Raw genomic sequence first — 18,493 nt, forward strand, 5'->3', positions numbered from 1 at the left:
ATGGCTAAACAGATCAATGTTGCCTTAATCGGGAATCCGAATACCGGTAAAACCTCCGTTTTCAATCAGTTAACCGGCCTCAACCAGAAGGTTGGGAATTACCCCGGGATCACCGTGGAAAAAAAAGAGGGAATCTGCAAATTGCCCCGCGGCCTCAGGGCCCACATCCTGGATCTGCCAGGAACATACAGCCTCAATGCCTCCTCCATCGATGAAAATGTGGTGATTGAGCTGCTGCTCAACAAAAATGATAAAGATTATCCCGATGTCGCCGTCGTAGTAAGCGACGTGGAAAACCTCAAAAGAAATTTACTGCTCTTTACCCAGATCAAGGACCTTGGAATTCCTACCATTCTGGTCATTAATATGGCAGACAGGATGGAACGAAAAGGTATTAGCCTGGACGTAGAGCTCATGGAAGAGCGACTAAAGACAAAGATCGCCCTTGTTAGTGCCAGGAAAAACATGGGAATTGAGGAGCTCAAGGAAATGATCATCAACTACCGTCACATTCCGGTGGAGCCCTGCGTGAATGCTTCAGTTATTGATCCAGATTATTTCGGACGACTGCGGAAGGCTTTCCCTAACCAGTCGCTTTATAAATTATGGCTGGTGATCACCCAGGACGTCAACTTCGGAAATATCAACCGAAGTGAAATCACCAGTAATACCGATTTTCATACCAAATCAATAAGTGACCTGAAGCGCCTTCAGCAGAAGGAAACCATATTGCGCTACCAGTTCATCAACGGGGTGCTGCGCGAAACCATGACCGTAGACAAAGATGCCGCGACCGATCTTCGCTCAAGACTCGACCGGATCTTGACCCACAAGGTCTGGGGATATGTTATTTTCTTCGGAATATTATTACTTATTTTCCAGGCTATTTATAGCTGGTCCAGCTACCCGATGGATTTAATCGACGCCGCGTTTGCCAGCCTGGGCGAAATGGCCAGAAACAGTCTTCCTCCCGGGGATTTTACCAGCCTCATTGCAGAAGGGATCATTCCAGGACTTGGTGGAATCGTGATCTTTATCCCGCAAATTGCCTTTTTATTCCTTTTCATTTCCATTTTGGAGGAATCTGGTTATATGAGCCGCGTAGTATTTCTAATGGACCGGATCATGCGCCGTTTCGGTTTAAGCGGAAAAAGTGTGGTGCCGCTCGTTTCAGGAACGGCCTGCGCCATTCCTGCGGTGATGGCCACCCGAAATATCGAGCACTGGAAAGAACGGCTCATTACTATTTTGGTAGTGCCTTTTACCACCTGCTCTGCACGACTCCCGGTTTACCTGATTATTATCGCGCTGGTGATCCCAGACCGCAGTTTCCTGGGTTTCAACCTGCAGGGACTTACTCTAATGATCTTATATTTACTCGGCTTCGGAATGGCTATTTTTTCAGCCTGGGCGCTGGATAAGATCATGAAAACCCGCTCCAAAAGTTATTTCGTCATCGAAATGCCGAATTATAAGGTTCCGATGCTGAAAAATGTGGCGATCAACGTGGTGGAAAAAACCAAATCCTTCGTTTTTGGCGCTGGAAAGATCATTTTGGCAATTTCAGTGATATTGTGGGTTTTGGCCAGTTACGGTCCGGGCGATGATTTTAATAAAGCTGATGAGATCGTCACGGCAAAATATGAGAATCCTTCCGAAATGCCAGAGCAGGATATACTGGAAGAAGAGATCGCTTCCTACAAACTGAAGCATAGCTATATAGGCCATATGGGACGATTTATCGAACCTGCCGTGGAACCTCTGGGTTATGACTGGAAAATTGGTATTGCGATTATCAGTTCCTTTGCCGCAAGGGAAGTTTTTGTAGGTACACTGGCCACGATTTACAGCGTGGGAAGTGACCAGGAAGAAACGATCAAAAACCGAATGGCAGCAGAGACCAATCCCGTTCTTGGCGGACCTTTATTTACCTTCGCTAGCGGTGTGAGCCTACTGTTATTCTATGCTTTTGCCATGCAATGTATGAGCACGCTCGCGATCGTAAAGCGTGAAACGAATACGTGGAAATGGCCATTATTACAGCTGATCACGATGAGCGGATTCGCTTACCTCGTGGCCCTGGCCGCTTTCCAATTACTGAAATAAAAACGTAAGAAGCAGAAAATTTAAACGACCGAAAGATCATGGAACTCTTACAACAAATATTGGTTTTGATCACTTTTTTGATAGCTCTTGGCTACCTCATCACTCGTTTTGTGGGAAAACCGGCATTTCTTGGCGGAAAGAAAAAAGCAACCGGCAGTTGCGGAGTAGCTTCCGACTGTAAGTGCGGTGATTAATTTTCTTCCACTATGGTTTCTGAAATATTCAGGCTCAGCGAATATTCTTCCGGCTCAATTTTATAATGTATGCTCGGGTAGGGCGAAACCTGAAAACCGTTCAAATTCCAGCTCTTTTTTCCGAAGATTTGCGCGAGATTGAAATTGGCGCCATTGATCACCTCTTCTCCCAGCGAATGCCCGTCCTCGAAAAACTCCACCAGCACTTTCACTTCCCCAGCCCAGATACAGGTCGTACCTTTAGGACAACGGGAATCTGACACCACTTTTTTAAACTGAATAGCCTTATTCCCGAATTGCAACCGGTCTCCTTCGCATAAACGAGAAGAATACTGAATGACTTCCTGTTTGGGCGGGTTTTCCTGTAAGGTGATTTCAGGAACTGGCAAACAGGAACAGTAAAGAGCGGTCACAAGATTAATAAGAAAAATCATATCGGGCGTTTACTAAAGAGACGATCAAATTTGGGGCCTGTTGCAGCTTTTTTAAGCCAGCCCTACATCCAGCGTCATCATGACCATAAATCCGCCAATAAAACCCAGTGTAGAAATATCAGTATAATTCCCCTGTTGCGCTTCCGGAACGACCTCTTCCACTACGACAAAAATCATGGCCCCGGCAGCAAAGCATAACGCGTACGGCAATATTGGCTGAAAGGTCATGACGGCCCAGGCACCCAAAACTGCCGCTACCGGTTCTACTATCGCTGAAAGCTGACCAAAATTGAAACTTTTCCAGCGGCTTAGACCCTGTCTCCTCAACGGCATGGCTACTGCAAAACCTTCCGGAAAATTCTGAAGTCCGATACCTATTGCCAAAGCCACTGCTCCACCGATGGAAGCACCCTCAAAACCAGCTGCAACCCCGCCAAAAAGCACTCCCACGGCCAGGCCTTCCGGGATATTATGAAGGGTGATCGCCAGGGTGAGCAATACTGATTTATGCCAGGGAGTCTTGATTCCTTCCTTTTCGCTCATTTTAAAGTTTACGTGTAAGTGTGGCAGTACTTTATCCAGCCCAAAGATGAACAGCGCGCCCAGAGCGAAGCCAACCACCGCCGGGATCACTTTTTCGAAGCCTTCCCCCTGGCTCATTTCAATTCCCGGAGCAAGCAGGCTCCAGAAACTCGCCGCAACCATTACCCCGCCGGTAAAACCCAGCATACCGTCAAAAAATGCGCGGTTCATCCCGCGGAAGACGAAAACCAGTGAGGCGCCCAGCGCCGTTAGCCCCCAGGTAAACAAGGTGGCATAAAAAGCCGCCAGTACCGGGTCAATATCTCTAAAATAGGTAATTATAGCATCCATATTTGTTGATTTTAAGAAATGAAAACGGGGATTTGAACGCGATGTCTTACTGCGTCGACCGTCGTCCCGAAAATGAGGTCTTTAAATAATGCATGACCATGACTTCCCATGACCAGCAGTTCATAGTTTCCAGATTTAATGATCTTCGGAATGGCTTTTTTGGGGACACCAAATCCTAGTTGCACCGCAACCTGGTAGCCTTTGCGTTCGAGTTCCTCCCGGTAATCTTCCAGGAATTTCATATCGCTGTAAGTTTCCAGGTCTTTGATCTCCTTTCCGTAGATGATCGCACCCGGAGTTTCTACTATGTGAATGAGCGTATATAAAGCCTCCTTTCCGCCAATCTGTAAAGCGGAAGCAATACTTTTTTTATCAGAAACCGAAAAATCTACCGATACCGCAATATGGTTATATGCTTCAGGAATGGCCAGTTTTCCAATTTCCGCGGAAGTGATGTGCGGAACCATATTCTCGTTGTTTGATCTGAAAGAATTTTTCAGAAGTGGCCAGAGAATTATAAATAGCGTCAGCAAAGCCGCACCGATCGCAACAGGCACCACAAAGATCCAGATGTAAACAGGATTTTCACTGCTTTGAAGCCAGTTCCCGATCTCATCCCAGACCAGTTTCGCATTTAAACCTACTACGGTCAAAGTAATAAGCCAGCTTAAAACTGCCAGGGGCCATTTTATATGGAAACCTTTCATCAGTTTTTGATCGCTTACAAAATGGATTAGCGGAATAATGGCAAAACCGAGCTGTAAACTTAGGACGACCTGGCTTAAAACCAGCAGTTCGCCGGTTGAATTCTCCCCAAACAGGTAAATGGTGATGAAAGCAGGCAGGATGGCCACCAGCCTGGTCAATAACCTGCGCACCCAGGGCTGAATTCGAAGATTCAGGTAACCTTCCATAACGATCTGCCCGGCCAGGGTTCCCGTTAGAGTGGAGCTTTGTCCCGCCGCAATGAGCGCCAGAGCGAAAAGGACAGGTGCCAGCGAAGTTCCCAGCAATGGCTGAAGCAGGGCATGTGCATCTTTAATTTCGGCAACTTCAAAAATGCCATTTTTATAGAATACGGTCGCTGCCAGGATCAGGATCGCGGCATTCACAAAAAAGGCAAAATTCAGGGCGATGGCAGAATCGATAAAATTAAACCGAAGCGCCTGTTTAATGCCCTTTTTAGTAGGTTTGATCTTCCGGGTTTGCACCAGGGAAGAATGCAGGTAGAGATTATGTGGCATCACGGTCGCCCCAATGATCCCAATAGCGATGTAAAGCGCACGGCCGTTTTCAATTTCAGGAACAAATCCAGAGGCGACATCAGCCATATCAGGAGAGGCAAAGAACAACTCCAGGAAAAAACATAAACCGATGAGGGCTACCAGCGAAATGATAAAGGCCTCCATTTTTCGCATTCCCTGATTGATGAGAAAGAGCAATAAAAAGCTGTCAAGAACGGTTATGCTCACTCCCCAGAGCAGCGGAACGCCAAATAGCAGCTCCAGACCTATGGCCATTCCCACAACTTCTGCCAGATCGCAGGCTGCAATGGCAATTTCAGCGAGAATATAAAGGATGAAATTAACGAATTTCGGGTATTCCTTTCGTGAAGCCTGTGCAAGATCGAGTCCGCTGACTACTCCCAGTCGGGTACAGAGGCTTTGCAGGACGAGTGCCATGATATTCGACATCAGGAGCACCCAGAGCAGGGAATATCCAAACTGGCTCCCCCCGGCAATATCGGTCGCCCAGTTGCCGGGATCCATGTAGCCAACACTCACGAGGTATGCCGGGCCTAAAAAAGCCAGGATCTTGCGCCACCAGCTTTTTGGCTGCTCGGTATCGATAGAACCGTGGACCTCTTCCAGTGACTTGCCAGACATTTTAGGATTCATTGGTTAACCTGATGAATAGGTTGGCTGCGATCTTTTTGGAAAGATGAAGCTCACCGGTTTCAGTTTCCACCAGAACGGAATCATCAAAATCTTCCTTATGCATCAGCTTCATTTTGCTCCCCAGTTTCAGGTTGTTCTTATCCAGAAACCTCAGGAAAGCGGTAGAGGAATCCTTCACCCCCACTATCACAACAGTTTCTCCTTCATCACACTCCATCAAAAGAGCGCGAGAGGTCTTAATAAAATTGCCTTCTACATCCGGGATGGGATCGCCATGCGGATCGGTCTTCGGAAATCCAAGGAAACGATCAATTTCGCGCGTGAGCTTTTCAGATTTCACATGTTCAAGCTGCTCAGCCACCTCGTGCACCTCATCCCAGTTGAAATTGAGCTTTTCCACCAGAAAACATTCCCACAGCCGATGTTTCCTGATGATCTCTACAGCCGTGGCTCGACCTTTCGGACTCAATTTGACGCCCTGATATTTCTTATAATTCACCAGTTTCTTTTCAGATAAGCGCTTGACCATATCTGTCACCGAAGACGCTTTGGTTTCCATTTCTTCTGCCAGGGCATTCGTGCTAACCCCTTTTTTGAAAGTGGTTTCCAGGTGAAAGATTGCTTTTAAATAATTCTCTTCAGATAAACTAATCATCCAGGTATATTTTCTATAACCAAAAATACATTTTTTTATTGAAACAATCATATTTTTAGGTTCATCTAAATTTAAATTATAGATTTGCTAAAAATAAACTTATGAAACTCCCTGCTCATCTGGTTCTGTTCTTTTCAATATTCTGTGCTTCAGCCCAACAGGCAGAGGTAACAGGCGTGGTAACGGCAGAAGGCATCCCTACAGCTTTTGCCAGCGTGTATCTCGAGAAAACCGATATTGGAACCACTACCAACGAGCAGGGAGTGTATGAATTAAAAATTCCGGAAGGACATTATGAGCTCATCATCCAGGCGGTAGGTTATAAAAAGATCAAATACCATCTCGAAATTCTCAGCCAAGAGCCAAAAGAATTGAATTTTAACCTGGAGGAAGATATTACTGGCCTGGACCAGGTGGTAGTCTCGGCCAGTAGAACAGGCCAGTTAAGGCAAACCGCACCGGTGATTGTCTCGGTTACTTCCTCAAAAGATTTCCAGGCCACCCAATCTATCAGTCTTAGTGAAGGGCTCAATTTTCAACCAGGCCTTCGAATGGAAACCAATTGCCAGAATTGTGGTTTTTCGCAGGTCAGGATGAATGGCTTGGATGGTGCCTATTCCCAGATCCTCATTAACAGCAGGCCCATATTCAGTGCGCTGAATGGCGTCTACGGTCTGGACCAGATCCCAGCGAATTCCATTGAACGGGTAGAAGTAGTTCGTGGTGGCGGGTCGGCTCTGTATGGCTCGAACGCCATTGCAGGAACCATCAATATCATCACCAAAGAACCCACCGAAAACCTCTTTGAAATCGCCAGTAATTTCGCTGCTATTGGCGGCAAGGCCGGAGATCAGGCTGTAAGTCTCAATGGGACCTTACTCTCTAATGATTATAAGACTGGATTAAGTATTTTCGGGATGTTCAGGGATCGTAACCCCTTTGACCAGAATGGGGATGGTTTTACTGAAATCACTAAGGTAGAAAACAAGACTTTTGGTTTTAACTCTTTTTTCAAACCAGGTGAAAGGAGCAAGCTAAGTCTGGATTTTCATACGATCCATGAATTCCGGCGCGGAGGAAATGAAATACAGCTCCTTCCCTACGAGGCTGATATTACCGAGCAGATCGAAAGCGATGTGGTGGGCGGCGGACTCACTTACGAAACGTATTCAGCCAGTAAAGACTGGCAATATTCCGTTTACGGAACCGCGCAATTGTCCAAAAACAACAATTTTTATGGCGGAAAAGGAGAAAACCTGGAAGAAAGTTTAAAAGGCTTCGGAAATACCAAAGATGAAACATTTGTACTTGGCGGTCAGACATCATACAACCAGGCAAACTTCCTAGGTGGGCCGGCAACTTTTACCACTGGAACCGAGTTTAAACATAGCGAAATGGCCGATTCCAAACCTGGCTACAATGCCTACATCGATCAAACACTAAACATTCTTGGAGTATACGCTCAACAGGAATGGCAGGCTACCGAAGATTTAAAGGTCCTTGGCGGGCTAAGAGCCGATTTTCATAATATCGCAGAAGAAAATGTAGTCATCAATCCCAGGTTAAATATTCTTTACAGCCTCACGGAAAACCTGCAATTCAGGACCAGTTACGCAAAGGGTTTCCGTGCGCCACAAGTATTCACCGAGGATATTCACGCCCGGATCGCGGCCGGGGAGATCAGCCTGGTGAGGCTTTCTGAAGACCTTCGATCTGAAACTTCCCATAGTTTTCTGGTTTCCGCGGAATGGAGCCAATCCACGCTCGATCAGGATTACCGATTCACTTTTGAAAGTTTTTATACCCGGTTGGAAAATCCGTTTGTACTGGAAAGAACTTCAGAAACCATTTTTGAAAAACGCAACGGCCAGGGCGCCGATGTCTACGGAATAAACCTGGATGCTGTCTTGGCTCCCAATCAAGACTGGATTTTCCAGGCGGGGGGAACGATACAGAAAGCGGCATATGACCGCCCGGTTCAGTATAGTGACGACACGGAAGCTTCGCTGGAAAATGCCGAAAACTTCTTTAAATCGCCCAACTTTTACGGCAATTTTATTCTAACCTACGCACCGATAAAAGCCTGGCAGAATAACATTTCGGGGGTGTACACCGGGAGCATGTATGTGCCGCACCTCGCTGGTTATATTGCGAACGACCGACTCGAAAAAACCAGGGATTTTATGGAATTCAACCTGAAGACGGCCTATACTTTTCAATTGACAAAAAGTTTCCAGCTGGAACTCAATGCAGGTGTGCAAAATCTTTTAAATGAATACCAGCAGGATTTTGACTTCGGGGTCGAGCGTGATGCCAATTATATCTACGGTCCTTCGAGACCCAGGACCTATTTTATTGGCTTAAAACTGGGGAACAAACTTCTTCAGTAACAAGTTTAGAAGCCGCGTTCCTTCTGAATCTGTTCATAAGCCTCCTGTACTTTTCGGAATTTCTCCTCTGCTCCTTTACGGTAAGCCTCATCCATATGTCCCAGTTTATCAGGATGGTATTTTTTGGCCATTTTCCGGTAGGCTTTCTTCACCTCGGCATCTGTAGCGTTTTTATCGATTTCCAGGATCGTATACGCACTGTCTGTATTCTTAAAGAACATGGCCTTGATACTTTCAAAATCACTTCGGCCTAATTGCAGGTAACCGGCAATTTCCCGGATCACGTTCGATTCAGATTCGCTCACGCGACCATCTGCCTGGGCTATTCCGAACAAAAAATGCACAATTTGCAGCCTCGTAGGATACTTCGTCCTGGCAGCCAGGTAGCGGGCGATCCTCGAAGCAGAAACCTGCCGGTTCTTCACCACTTCATTAAAAGTGCGAAAAGTGGCATTGGCTCGTTCCTTTCCGTAGGCGCGCACGAAATAGGCACGCACGTAATCCAGTTCGGTTTGAGAAACATGACCATCTGCCTTGATCACAATGGAACATAACGAAAGTAGATTCAATTCAAAATCACCTGGAGAAACCTCCGGCTTGCGCTCGCTAAACAGAGAACTGAAGATGCCACCACTGGAACGAACATAATTATCCAGCAGTGTACCAATGATGAATCCCAAAATAGCGCCAGGAAAGCGGGCATACATATACCCAAAAACTGCGGCCAGCCATTTAATCATGAGGCAATTTTCTTTGCTTCCAAAGATAAGGCAAACTAACGAAAACCGGCAAGATCGCGCCAGAAGTTCTGCCGAAACTGATAAATTCAACCTATTAAAACATAGGAATTTGAAATGCGCAGGCCGAAAGTTAATTTGTATCTTTGCGACTCACTGAACGTTTAATATTCTAAAATATCAAAATATGTATCCAGCAGATTTAGTAAAACCGATGCGTGAAGACCTTACCAGCATTGGTTTTGAAGAATTGCATACAGTTGAAGCGGTTCATGAAGCCATGAAAAAAGAAGGAACTACCCTGATGGTAGTGAATTCGGTTTGTGGATGTGCTGCTGCAAATGCCCGTCCAGGAGCTCGTCTTTCGTTACAAAACGCTAAAAAACCTGATAATTTATTCACGGTTTTCGCAGGTGTGGACAAAGAAGCTACAGAACAGGCTCGCGATTATATGGTTCCATTCCCTCCATCGTCGCCATCTATGGCGCTTTTCAGAGACGGGGAACTGGTTCATATGTTGGAGCGCCATCATATTGAAGGGCGTCCGGCTGAAATGATTGCAGAAAACCTTATCGGTGCTTACAACGAATTCTGCTAAGAATTCTTCAGCATAAAGGAAAGACCGGCAAATTTGCCGGTTTTTTTATGCCCGGCGGTCAAAAAAGCTATTTTTGTATTTTTATTTCGGAATGAAGAAACTACTCTCTTACCCGCTATCGATCCTGTTCTACCTGTTCTTCGGAATAACACTGGTGATCTTTCATCCCATCCAGTGGCTCTGCCTGAAGCTAGGAGGATATGAAGCGCACAAACGAAGCGTGGACATCTTCAATTTCTGCCTCATGCGCTGCCTGAATATTTTGGGAACCCGCTTCAGTGTGGAAAATCAATATGATATCCCACGTGACAAAACCGTGATTTTCGTGGCGAATCACCAGGGAATGTATGATATCCCACCAATTATTTGGTATTTCAGAATACACCATCCAAAATTTGTTTCCAAAAAAGAACTCGGAAAAGGGATTCCCAGTATTAGTTTCAACCTGAGACACGGAGGTTCCGTATTGATCGATCGCAAAAATCGCCGTGAAGCACTGGTCAAAATGAGCAAGTTTGCAGATTATCTGGCCGAAACTAAACGTTCTGCCGTTATCTTTCCGGAAGGCACCAGAAGCCGAACCGGTGAACCAAAAAAGTTCCAGGTGAACGGACTGCTCATGCTCTTTAAAAAACTGCCAGATGCGGTCGTCGTACCCATCACCATCAATAATTCCTGGAAATTATTCAAACACGGCAATTATCCTATAGACGTGGGCGTACACGTACGGCTGAAAACCCATAAACCGATCCCGGTAAATTCCCAGGAAGCAGAAAGCCTGGTAGCTGAAGTGGAGCGCACGATCACCGCAGACATCATTTAATATGACCGAAAAAGACCTGATCCTCGAAACCATAGATTTCGTTAAAACAAGCCTTCAACATGCCGAAGGTGGACACGACTGGTTCCATATTCATCGCGTTTTCAAGAATGCACAGCTAATTGCCAGAGACGAGCAGGCCAATGAGCTCGTCGTACAGCTGGGCGCACTCCTCCACGATATTGCCGATTCTAAATTTCACAACGGTGATGAAAGCGTGGGTCCAAGAATGGCCAGAGAGTTTCTGGAATCTAAAAAAGCTGATCCTACCGTGATAGAACACGTAGTGAAGATCATTGAAAATGTGTCTTTTAAAGGCGGAAATACCAATCAGCAATTTCACTCCATCGAACTGGATATCATTCAGGATGCCGACAGGCTGGACGCGCTTGGTGCCATAGGCATTGCCAGGACCTTTAATTACGGAGGTTTCAAAGGAAGGGCTCTTTATGATCCTGAGATTGAGCCAAAGCTGGACATGACCAAAGAAGAATACAAAGCTTCCACCGCGCCTACCATCAATCATTTTTATGAAAAGCTCTTATTGCTGAAGGGCCGTATGAATACCGAAACCGGCCGGCGAATCGCGGCAGATAGACACCGTTTTATGGAAAACTATCTGAAGCAGTTCTATGCCGAATGGAATGGCGAAACTTAAAAAAGTTTCATCTGCCCGGTTTTATATTGTTCATGAAGTTCGCAATTCAGAGGTTTGGAGCTTCGATCTCCAAGGTATAGTTTCCTGGCGATCTTAAACTGCTGCTTCACCTGATCGGCAAACTCACCTTCTCCTTTCATACGAACGCCGAATCGGCTATCATTCAAACTTCCCCCATGGATCTGCTCGATTTGATGCAAGACTTTATCTGCTCTTTCCGGAAGCGCCTTCCGCACCCAGTCAGTAAAAATTTCTCCAATAGCTCCATTTAACCGAACGATGGTATACCCCACTCCCAGGGCTCCCCTTTCCGCAATTTCCTTCACCAGCGGCATGATCTCATGATTGTTGATGGAAGGAATGATAGGTGCCATCATCACACTCACAGGAATGCCATTATTTGACAGGGTCTCCACTGTTTTCAGTCTTTTCGGAATGCTTGCCGTTCTGGGTTCCAGGATGCGGCGCGTATGCTCTTGTAAAGAAGTGATGGAAATATTGATGTGCACCAGGTTATCTGCCGCCAATTCTTTTAAAATATCCAGATCACGAAGTACCAGGGAATTTTTGGTGATCATTCCTACGGGGTGGCGGTACTTCAGAAAAGTCTTCAGCAAATTCCTGGTGATCTCCAGCTTTTTTTCCACCGGCTGGTAACAATCAGTATTTCCCGAAACGACGATAGGTTCCGCCTTCCAGGATTTACTGCTGAGCTTTTTCTCCAAAAGGGCAACCGCATTGCGTTTGACCAGTATTTTCTGCTCGAAATCCTTTCCGGCACTAAAACCCCAGTATTCATGTGAATTCCTGGCATAGCAATAAATACAACCATGTTCACAGCCCTGGTAAGGGTTTAAAGAAAAGTTCATTCCTACATCGGGACTGGTGACCTTATTCACGATCGTCTTCGGAAAGGTCTCGATGATGCTCGTCCTGGTATCATGAGGCTCATCTCCTTCTGCCGCGCAATAATTCAGAAAATCATCCCGATCTTCATGCGAATTTTCCAAAAACCGATTGGAAATATTGATCTGCGCTCCTCTTCCTTTCTGAAATTCTTCCATAAATCAAAATTATGGATTTTTTCCAATTAAAAGGAAATATTCCTAATATTTAAATCTAAAAAAGCCGGAAGGTTTTTCCGGCTAATAATTTATTTTCCTGGAAATTCGGCTTTTCGCTTGTTCAAAAATGCGGTGGTGCCTTCTTTAAAATCTTCGGTTCCGAAAGACTTTCCGAACATATCGATCTCCACCCCGAAACCGTCTTTTCCGGCCTCATAATTGGCGTTGATCGCCGAAATCGCATTGCAAATGGCAACGGTCGAATTTCTAAGGATTTTACGAGCGATTTCTTTAGTGAAATCCAACAAATCCTCCACTTCGGTCACATGATTCACCAGGTTATACTGAAGTGCCTGATTGGCATCGATCATTCCTGCTGTCATGATCATTTCCATGGCTCGACCTTTACCAACCAATTGCGGTAATCGCTGTGTTCCGCCATATCCAGGGATCACCCCGAGTGAAGTCTCCGGAAGGCCCATTTTTGCATTGTCGCTGGCGATCCTGAAATGAGCTGCCATTGCCAGTTCCAAACCGCCACCCAGCGCAAAACCGTTGATCGCTGCAATTATCGGCTTCGGAAATTCTGCCACGTAATTGAACAATTTCTCTTGTCCTTCGGCCGCCAGCCTTTTTCCTTCCTTCGGTGAAAAATCAGCAAATTCACTAATATCGGCACCGGCTACAAATGCTTTCTCCCCTGCCCCGGTCAAAATGATCACTTTCACCTCTTCATCCTCCCTGGCCTCCTTCAAAGCCTCATGCAGCTCCTGGATGGTCTCCCGGTTAAGCGCATTGAGTTTTTTGGGACGGTCTATCCTGATCGTTAAAATCGCATCTTCCAGTTCTTCGGAAATATTGTAGTAACTCATATAGTTTATTTTGGAAATCGTACATTAAAGATAGTGCCTTTATTTTGTTTTGACACAAAACTGATGCTTCCGTTATAGGTTTCCACGATATTTTTCACCATTGCCAGACCAAGTCCCATTCCGCTACTTTTGGTAGTGAATTTTGGCTCAAAAATCTTCTCTTTGTTTTCTTCGGAAATTCCCGAACCATTATCACAAACCGAAAGTAACACCGTTTCCTCTTCATCTTCCACCGATACCACAATCTTTGGATCATCGGTCTCGCCAAGGGCTTGAATGGCATTTTTCACCAGATTGGTAACTACGCGAATAAGCTGCGTACGGTCGAATTTGGCCAGTATCTCCTCCTTGTCGCATTTGAATTCAATATATTTTTCATTGAAAATATCGAGCGCCAGCTTGGTGATTTTGGCCACATTGAGCGTTTCGCTCTGTTGCGCCGGCATCTTGGCAAAGTTGGAAAAAGCGGAAGCGATCGAACTCATCGTATCGATCTGGTTAATGAGCGTGTTGCTATATTCGTCTACCTTTTGCCTGATATTGGGATCGTTTTCATCAAAATTTCGCTGGAAACTCTGCACACTTAGCCGCATAGGCGTCAACGGATTTTTAATTTCATGCGCTACCTGCTTTGCCATTTCTCGCCAGGCCTGTTCCCGCTCACCGGTAGCCAGTTTTACCGCGCTTTCTTCCAGCTCATCGATCATGCTGTTATAGGCCGAAACGAGGGAATAGATCTCTTCTGTCGCGTTGCTGAGCTCGATCTTCTGGTTTCGCTTATCCAGTCGCGTCTGGTTGATTTTTTCAGAAATAATCTTCAGCGATTTGGTGATGTATTTTGAAAGGAAAAATGACAAAATGATAGCGATAAGCAGCATAAAGAGATATACCTCAGCCATTTTTACCAGGAAATCGTGTAAATCCCGATTCAGCAGACTATCATCCTGTACATACGGCAAATAGAGTATCGCCAGCGGTTTAAACCGACTGTCTAAAATATAGGTATAAGACGACTGAAATTTCTGCCCGTCACGCTCATTTTTGACGATGATCCTTTTATTCACCGAAGCATCCAGCTGTTTGATAATTGCCGGATCGATCTTTTCTTCAGCCATATTCCGAAAAAAAGATTCGTCGCTCTTGATCAGTAAATTGCCTTCCAGGTCATAGATGTAAATCTTCATTTCGTGCACCTGTGCCATCTCGTCGATCTTATCATCTTTCTTTAAGATCATCGAGAGATTTTCGGTATTTACCACGTAAGTTGTATACTCCAGGACGAATTTGATGTTTTCCATGATCGCTTCCTCCTTGCGATCGAGTCTTTCCTTGTGGTAGCTCTCTGCTTCTTCCTTATACTGAAATACGGTCACAACAAGGATCAAAATGGAGGCGCCAAGCACCAGTAATATCATCGAGATAAAGATCCGGGTTCGTAAAGAGAGTTTCAGGAGTTTCATACAAACAAGCTTGCCTGTTTTTCAACAATTATCGCACCATATCAGGCATTCGGGTTTTTTGAGCGAATTCTTTTATACAACCTGATGCCTAACATCAGCATGATCGCCAGAACAAAAATCCCGATCACACCAAAAATCCAGTTAATCGCGCTACGAACGATCACCAGGAAAATTACCGAAAACAAGATCAGCGTAGAACCTTCATTCCAGATCCGCATTTTCGAAGAGGTCCACTTTACCACATCATTCTGTAGTTGGTTAAATATCAGGTGTGTTTTGATATGATATGCGAAAAGCAGCAGCACAAAAAACAGTTTCACGTGCATCCATCCCTGCTGCAGCCAGGCCGGCATCATGAGCAGTAAAATTATAGCGAAGATCGTTGCCAGGATCGCTGAAGGCCAGGTAATGATAAACCACAATCTCTTCGCCATCAATTTCAACTGAGTGGTCAAAATTGACCGATCCGGTTCCGGTTTTTCGGAAGCTTCGATCTGGTAGATGAATAGTCGTGGTATATAAAACAAGCCCGCAAACCAGGTGATCACAAAAATGAGATGCAGGGATTTGATATAATTGTAGTACTCCATTAATCGGCTGGTTCAGTAAAAAGATAATTCAGGTTCAGTTCATTGAACTTTCTATTGAAATCGGCTACTTCCTCGTTCAACAACGCGTCAAATTTATCCAATTCTGCATTGATCTTTGCAGTCAATTCATTTTTCACTTCAATATCAGCATCTGTTGGTGGGAAATCGTCCATTCCAACCAGACTGTTCAAATGCGCCAGTTTATTGGTGAGTTTTATAGGGAAATTCAGCGGATCCTGGTTACTCCTGTTCTTGGTCTGGTACAACGCATTTTCAATTTCTGAAATGGAATCGCTTAGTTTTCCAGCTTTTTCGATCAGCTCTTTCGTTTTCTCGTTTCCTTTATACTGCTTCTGAAAAGCTTTCAACTGGCTTTCCAGATCTCGCATTTTCTTGATCGATTTATGCGCCTTATCAACAGTGGCATTTATATCACTAATAAAATCAAACTGTTGCTGCATTCCGGCAATATCGGTTTCAGCATTAGGATCTGGAACGATTTCAAAGTCTTTTTTCATCACCTCATCGTTCACTTCCAGCACCACCTGATATTCTCCCGGAACGGCCTGTGGCGCCTCGGTACTTGCCCACCATAAGATCATTCCGTCCAGTCGTTCTGCACCTTCACCTCGCAGGTCCCAATCATTCATATTGGCTCCCTGCTTGACCTCCAGCTTATTTTTTTCAGACTTATTGCTGAAACTTTTAATAGTATCGTTTTTTTTATCCAGGTAACTGAGTTTTATTGTATCGTTTTCCGGATCATTTTCCAGGTAGAAATAGGTCACCACTCCCGGCAAGTGATTGGTTCCGGCAGTTTTGGAATTTTTCCTGGAATAACCGCCCATTCGATAGCTTTTCGCAGGCTGAAAGAGATTAGTTGCTGTGCTATTGGTTTTATACAACTGATGTAAAAGCGAAAGATCATCGATGATCCAGATACTCCTACCCTGCGTAGCCACTATCAGGTCATTGTCCTTGATCAATAAATCGGTAATTGGTACGATTGGCAAATTCAGCTGAAATGAGCGCCAGTTCGCTCCATCATCAAATGAGATATACATTCCGTTTTCTGTTCCGGCATAGAGCAATCCCTTTTGTTTTGGGTCTTCACGTACAACACGTGTAAAATCCTCCTCAGCAATACCGTTGGTGATCTTTTTCCAGGACTTTCCGTAATCGGTAGTTTTGAAAAGATATGGTGCAAAATCACCTAGTTTATAGGTGGTAGTAGCAACATAACAGGTCCCGGCGTCAAAAGCTGATGGCTCAACGCTGTTGATCATAGCCCATTTTGGTAAATTCTTCGGAGTAACATTTTCCCAGCTTTCTCCCCCGTTCTGCGAAACATGAATGAGTCCGTCATCGCTTCCCGTCCAAAGTACACCAGGTTTTACAGCCGATTCCGCAGCAGCGAAAATCGTACAGTAATATTCTACGGAAGTATTATCCTGGGTGATCGGTCCACCAGAAGATTTCAGCTTTTCAGGATCATTCCTTGTCAAATCCGGACTGATCACTTCCCAGGTCTGCCCTTCATTGGTACTCATATGAAGGTGATTGGAAGCAGTATAGATCTTATCAGGATCATTCGGAGAGAAGAAGATCGGGAAATTCCACTGAAATCGGTATTTCATATCCTCGGCGCCATGACCCATTGGGTTATCAGGCCAGACACTTACACTTCTAACTGTATTTTTTTCGTGGTTATAACGTGTCAAAAATCCGTCATAACTTCCGCCGTAAACTATTTCAGGATTCTCAGGGTCTACGGCAATATGTGCACTTTCACCGCCGGCAGTTTCCTCCCAGTCATTTTCGCCTATGCTCCCGCCTTCTGTTCTATACGGAATTCGAATCGTGGAATTGTCCTGCTGTGCAGCATAGATTCGGTAAGGAAAAGCATTATCGGTCGTGAGCCTGTAAAATTGCGCGGTCGGCTGATTGTAATACGTGCTCCAATTGCTTCCGCCATCGTAAGTGACCTGTGCCCCACCGTCATCGGCAATGATCATTCGTGAATTGTCTTCGGGAGCGATCCATAGATCATGGTGATCGCCATGCGGCGCATTGTAACTACTGAAAGTCTTTCCGCCATCAGTGCTTTTATGATAACTTACGTTCATCACGTAAACCGTGTTTTCATCCTGCGAATCTGCATAAATTTTGGTGTAATACCAGGCACGTTGGCGAAGCGAACGATCATCGTTTACGTGGTTCCATTTCTGGCCACCGTCATCGCTACGGTAAACGCCGCCTTTATCTTTATTTTCCACGATAGCCCAAACGCGATCGCTATTTACCGGCGACACGGTCACCCCAATAATTCCTAAAGTATCGGTTGGAAAACCATTATTTTTTGAAATCTCCTTCCAGGTTTCCCCGCTATCGGTACTTTTCCATAATGCTGAACCGGGCCCGCCACTGGAAAGACTGTAAGGAGTTCTTCTTAAGTTCCAAGTAGAAGCATATAGAATTCGTGGATTCGTCGAATCCATAACCAGATCTACCGCCCCGGCATCCTGATTGGCAAATAATATCTTTTTCCAGTTCTTACCTCCATCGGTAGATTTATAAACTCCGCGTTCCTCGGTTGGCTTGTAGATATTTCCAAGAACAGCCGCGTAAACCGTGTTATAGTCATTTGGGTCTACCACAATCCTAGGAATATGCCTGCTTTCAGGCAAACCCATGTATGTCCAGCTTTTCCCAGCGTCTTCTGATTTCCAAACGCCATTACCTGAAGAAACATTTCCGCGGATGGTTGATTCCCCTCCGCCCACGTAGATCACATTATGATCGCTCGGCGCTACGGTCACTGCACCTATCGATCCACCAAAAAATCCATCTGAAATACTTTCCCAGGTTTCCCCGCCATTCTCGGTTTTCCAGACTCCACCACCAGTAGCTCCAAAATAATAGAGATCCGGCTCACCGGGAACGCCGGTAACTGCCGCACTGCGGCCACCACGAAAAGGACCGATCAGGCGATATTCCAGCGATTCATAAAGTTTTTCGTCAAAATTCTGTGCGGAAGAAATGACGCCGGTGATCAGAAAAAGGAATACAACCGGCAAGCGTAGAAATTTATTCATAGGAAAACAGCTCAAATTGCACTTAAATATAGACAATATTCACCGTTGA

16 protein-coding genes are annotated in these 18,493 nt (G+C 45.2%); 6 read left to right on the top strand and 10 right to left on the bottom strand.

The features are described 5' to 3' along the window. Window positions 1-2,106, top strand: a complete 2,106-nt coding sequence (gene feoB / locus GRFL_RS06385) for a ferrous iron transport protein B (protein WP_083643821.1) — start codon at window positions 1-3, stop codon at window positions 2,104-2,106. Window positions 2,107-2,144: 38 nt separating this feature from the next. Then, on the top strand, window positions 2,145-2,300 hold the full coding sequence (locus tag GRFL_RS18080) for a hypothetical protein (RefSeq protein WP_169833969.1): 156 nt from the start codon (window positions 2,145-2,147) through the stop codon (window positions 2,298-2,300). Here the strand turns inward: GRFL_RS18080 and GRFL_RS06390 are convergent. Genes GRFL_RS06390 through GRFL_RS06405 form a run of 4 tightly spaced genes read right to left on the bottom strand, consistent with a single transcriptional unit; the run spans window position 2,297 to window position 6,160 of the window. Continuing rightward, entirely contained in the window at window positions 2,297-2,734 is a 438-nt protein-coding gene (locus tag GRFL_RS06390; protein ID WP_083643822.1) for a hypothetical protein, read from the bottom strand. The genes GRFL_RS18080 and GRFL_RS06390 overlap by 4 nt on opposite strands. A gap of 51 nt (window positions 2,735-2,785) precedes the next feature. Next, the gene (locus tag GRFL_RS06395) at window positions 2,786-3,607 is read right to left on the bottom strand and encodes a ZIP family metal transporter (protein WP_083643823.1); all 822 of its coding nucleotides are present in this window, start codon (window positions 3,605-3,607) and stop codon (window positions 2,786-2,788) included. An 11-nt stretch (window positions 3,608-3,618) separates the two neighbouring features. Further along, the gene (locus GRFL_RS06400; RefSeq protein WP_083643824.1) at window positions 3,619-5,493 is read right to left on the bottom strand and encodes an Nramp family divalent metal transporter; all 1,875 of its coding nucleotides are present in this window, start codon (window positions 5,491-5,493) and stop codon (window positions 3,619-3,621) included. Between the two features lies 1 nt (window position 5,494). Next, a complete protein-coding gene (locus tag GRFL_RS06405; protein ID WP_083645987.1) occupies window positions 5,495-6,160 on the bottom strand; it encodes a metal-dependent transcriptional regulator in 666 nt (221 codons plus the stop codon). 101 nt (window positions 6,161-6,261) lie between these two features. On the opposite strand from GRFL_RS06405, the gene GRFL_RS06410 reads away from it, so the two are divergent. Beyond that, on the top strand, window positions 6,262-8,550 hold the full coding sequence (locus tag GRFL_RS06410) for a TonB-dependent receptor (protein WP_083643825.1): 2,289 nt from the start codon (window positions 6,262-6,264) through the stop codon (window positions 8,548-8,550). 5 nt (window positions 8,551-8,555) lie between these two features. Here GRFL_RS06410 and GRFL_RS06415 read toward each other — a convergent pair whose 3' ends face one another. Then, window positions 8,556-9,290, bottom strand: a complete 735-nt coding sequence (locus GRFL_RS06415; protein ID WP_083643826.1) for a TerB family tellurite resistance protein — start codon at window positions 9,288-9,290, stop codon at window positions 8,556-8,558. 184 nt (window positions 9,291-9,474) lie between these two features. On the opposite strand from GRFL_RS06415, the gene GRFL_RS06420 reads away from it, so the two are divergent. The 3 genes from GRFL_RS06420 (at window position 9,475) to GRFL_RS06430 (ending at window position 11,363) form a co-directional block, all read left to right on the top strand. Further along, window positions 9,475-9,885 (top strand): BrxA/BrxB family bacilliredoxin, encoded by a 411-nt coding sequence (locus GRFL_RS06420; protein ID WP_083643827.1) that lies wholly within the window; start codon window positions 9,475-9,477, stop codon window positions 9,883-9,885. 91 nt (window positions 9,886-9,976) lie between these two features. Then, window positions 9,977-10,708: a lysophospholipid acyltransferase family protein gene (locus GRFL_RS06425; RefSeq protein WP_083643828.1), complete on the top strand. Its 732-nt coding sequence runs from the start codon at window positions 9,977-9,979 to the stop codon at window positions 10,706-10,708. 1 nt (window position 10,709) lies between these two features. Further along, window positions 10,710-11,363, top strand: a complete 654-nt coding sequence (locus GRFL_RS06430; RefSeq protein ID WP_083643829.1) for an HD domain-containing protein — start codon at window positions 10,710-10,712, stop codon at window positions 11,361-11,363. On the opposite strand, the gene GRFL_RS06435 is transcribed toward GRFL_RS06430, so the two are convergent. The 5 genes from GRFL_RS06435 to GRFL_RS06455 all read right to left on the bottom strand — a co-directional run bounded on the left by GRFL_RS06435 (window position 11,360) and on the right by GRFL_RS06455 (window position 18,444). Then, window positions 11,360-12,427 carry a PA0069 family radical SAM protein gene (locus GRFL_RS06435; protein WP_083643830.1) on the bottom strand — a complete coding sequence of 356 codons (1,068 nt, stop codon included), beginning with the start codon at window positions 12,425-12,427 and terminating at the stop codon, window positions 11,360-11,362. The genes GRFL_RS06430 and GRFL_RS06435 overlap by 4 nt on opposite strands. A gap of 89 nt (window positions 12,428-12,516) precedes the next feature. Next, window positions 12,517-13,299 carry an enoyl-CoA hydratase/isomerase family protein gene (locus GRFL_RS06440; RefSeq protein ID WP_083643831.1) on the bottom strand — a complete coding sequence of 261 codons (783 nt, stop codon included), beginning with the start codon at window positions 13,297-13,299 and terminating at the stop codon, window positions 12,517-12,519. A gap of 5 nt (window positions 13,300-13,304) precedes the next feature. After that, on the bottom strand, window positions 13,305-14,759 hold the full coding sequence (locus GRFL_RS06445) for a sensor histidine kinase (protein ID WP_083643832.1): 1,455 nt from the start codon (window positions 14,757-14,759) through the stop codon (window positions 13,305-13,307). Window positions 14,760-14,800: 41 nt separating this feature from the next. Beyond that, entirely contained in the window at window positions 14,801-15,349 is a 549-nt protein-coding gene (locus GRFL_RS06450) for a CopD family protein (protein WP_083643833.1), read from the bottom strand. Then, on the bottom strand, window positions 15,349-18,444 hold the full coding sequence (locus GRFL_RS06455; protein WP_083643834.1) for a VPS10 domain-containing protein: 3,096 nt from the start codon (window positions 18,442-18,444) through the stop codon (window positions 15,349-15,351). Before GRFL_RS06455 ends, GRFL_RS06450 begins: the two co-directional genes overlap by 1 nt. Window positions 18,445-18,493: the final 49 nt, after the last annotated feature.

Source organism: Christiangramia flava JLT2011 (assembly GCF_001951155.1).
Classification (GTDB): domain Bacteria; phylum Bacteroidota; class Bacteroidia; order Flavobacteriales; family Flavobacteriaceae; genus Christiangramia; species Christiangramia flava.

Excerpts from the sequence above, each read along its gene's own strand:
- GRFL_RS06410 (WP_083643825.1), top strand. The coding sequence starts at position 6,262 with ATGAAACTCCCTGCTCATCTGGTTCTGTTCTTTTCAATATTCTGTGCT.
- GRFL_RS06395 (WP_083643823.1), bottom strand. The coding sequence starts at position 3,607 with ATGGATGCTATAATTACCTATTTTAGAGATATTGACCCGGTACTGGCG.
- GRFL_RS06450 (WP_083643833.1), bottom strand. The coding sequence starts at position 15,349 with ATGGAGTACTACAATTATATCAAATCCCTGCATCTCATTTTTGTGATC.
- GRFL_RS18080 (WP_169833969.1), top strand. The coding sequence starts at position 2,145 with ATGGAACTCTTACAACAAATATTGGTTTTGATCACTTTTTTGATAGCT.
- GRFL_RS06430 (WP_083643829.1), top strand. The coding sequence starts at position 10,710 with ATGACCGAAAAAGACCTGATCCTCGAAACCATAGATTTCGTTAAAACA.
- GRFL_RS06435 (WP_083643830.1), bottom strand. The coding sequence starts at position 12,427 with ATGGAAGAATTTCAGAAAGGAAGAGGAGCGCAGATCAATATTTCCAAT.
- GRFL_RS06445 (WP_083643832.1), bottom strand. The coding sequence starts at position 14,759 with ATGAAACTCCTGAAACTCTCTTTACGAACCCGGATCTTTATCTCGATG.
- GRFL_RS06440 (WP_083643831.1), bottom strand. The coding sequence starts at position 13,299 with ATGAGTTACTACAATATTTCCGAAGAACTGGAAGATGCGATTTTAACG.
- GRFL_RS06400 (WP_083643824.1), bottom strand. The coding sequence starts at position 5,493 with ATGTCTGGCAAGTCACTGGAAGAGGTCCACGGTTCTATCGATACCGAG.
- GRFL_RS06425 (WP_083643828.1), top strand. The coding sequence starts at position 9,977 with ATGAAGAAACTACTCTCTTACCCGCTATCGATCCTGTTCTACCTGTTC.
- GRFL_RS06415 (WP_083643826.1), bottom strand. The coding sequence starts at position 9,290 with ATGATTAAATGGCTGGCCGCAGTTTTTGGGTATATGTATGCCCGCTTT.
- GRFL_RS06390 (WP_083643822.1), bottom strand. The coding sequence starts at position 2,734 with ATGATTTTTCTTATTAATCTTGTGACCGCTCTTTACTGTTCCTGTTTG.
- GRFL_RS06455 (WP_083643834.1), bottom strand. The coding sequence starts at position 18,444 with ATGAATAAATTTCTACGCTTGCCGGTTGTATTCCTTTTTCTGATCACC.
- feoB (WP_083643821.1), top strand. The coding sequence starts at position 1 with ATGGCTAAACAGATCAATGTTGCCTTAATCGGGAATCCGAATACCGGT.
- GRFL_RS06405 (WP_083645987.1), bottom strand. The coding sequence starts at position 6,160 with ATGATTAGTTTATCTGAAGAGAATTATTTAAAAGCAATCTTTCACCTG.
- GRFL_RS06420 (WP_083643827.1), top strand. The coding sequence starts at position 9,475 with ATGTATCCAGCAGATTTAGTAAAACCGATGCGTGAAGACCTTACCAGC.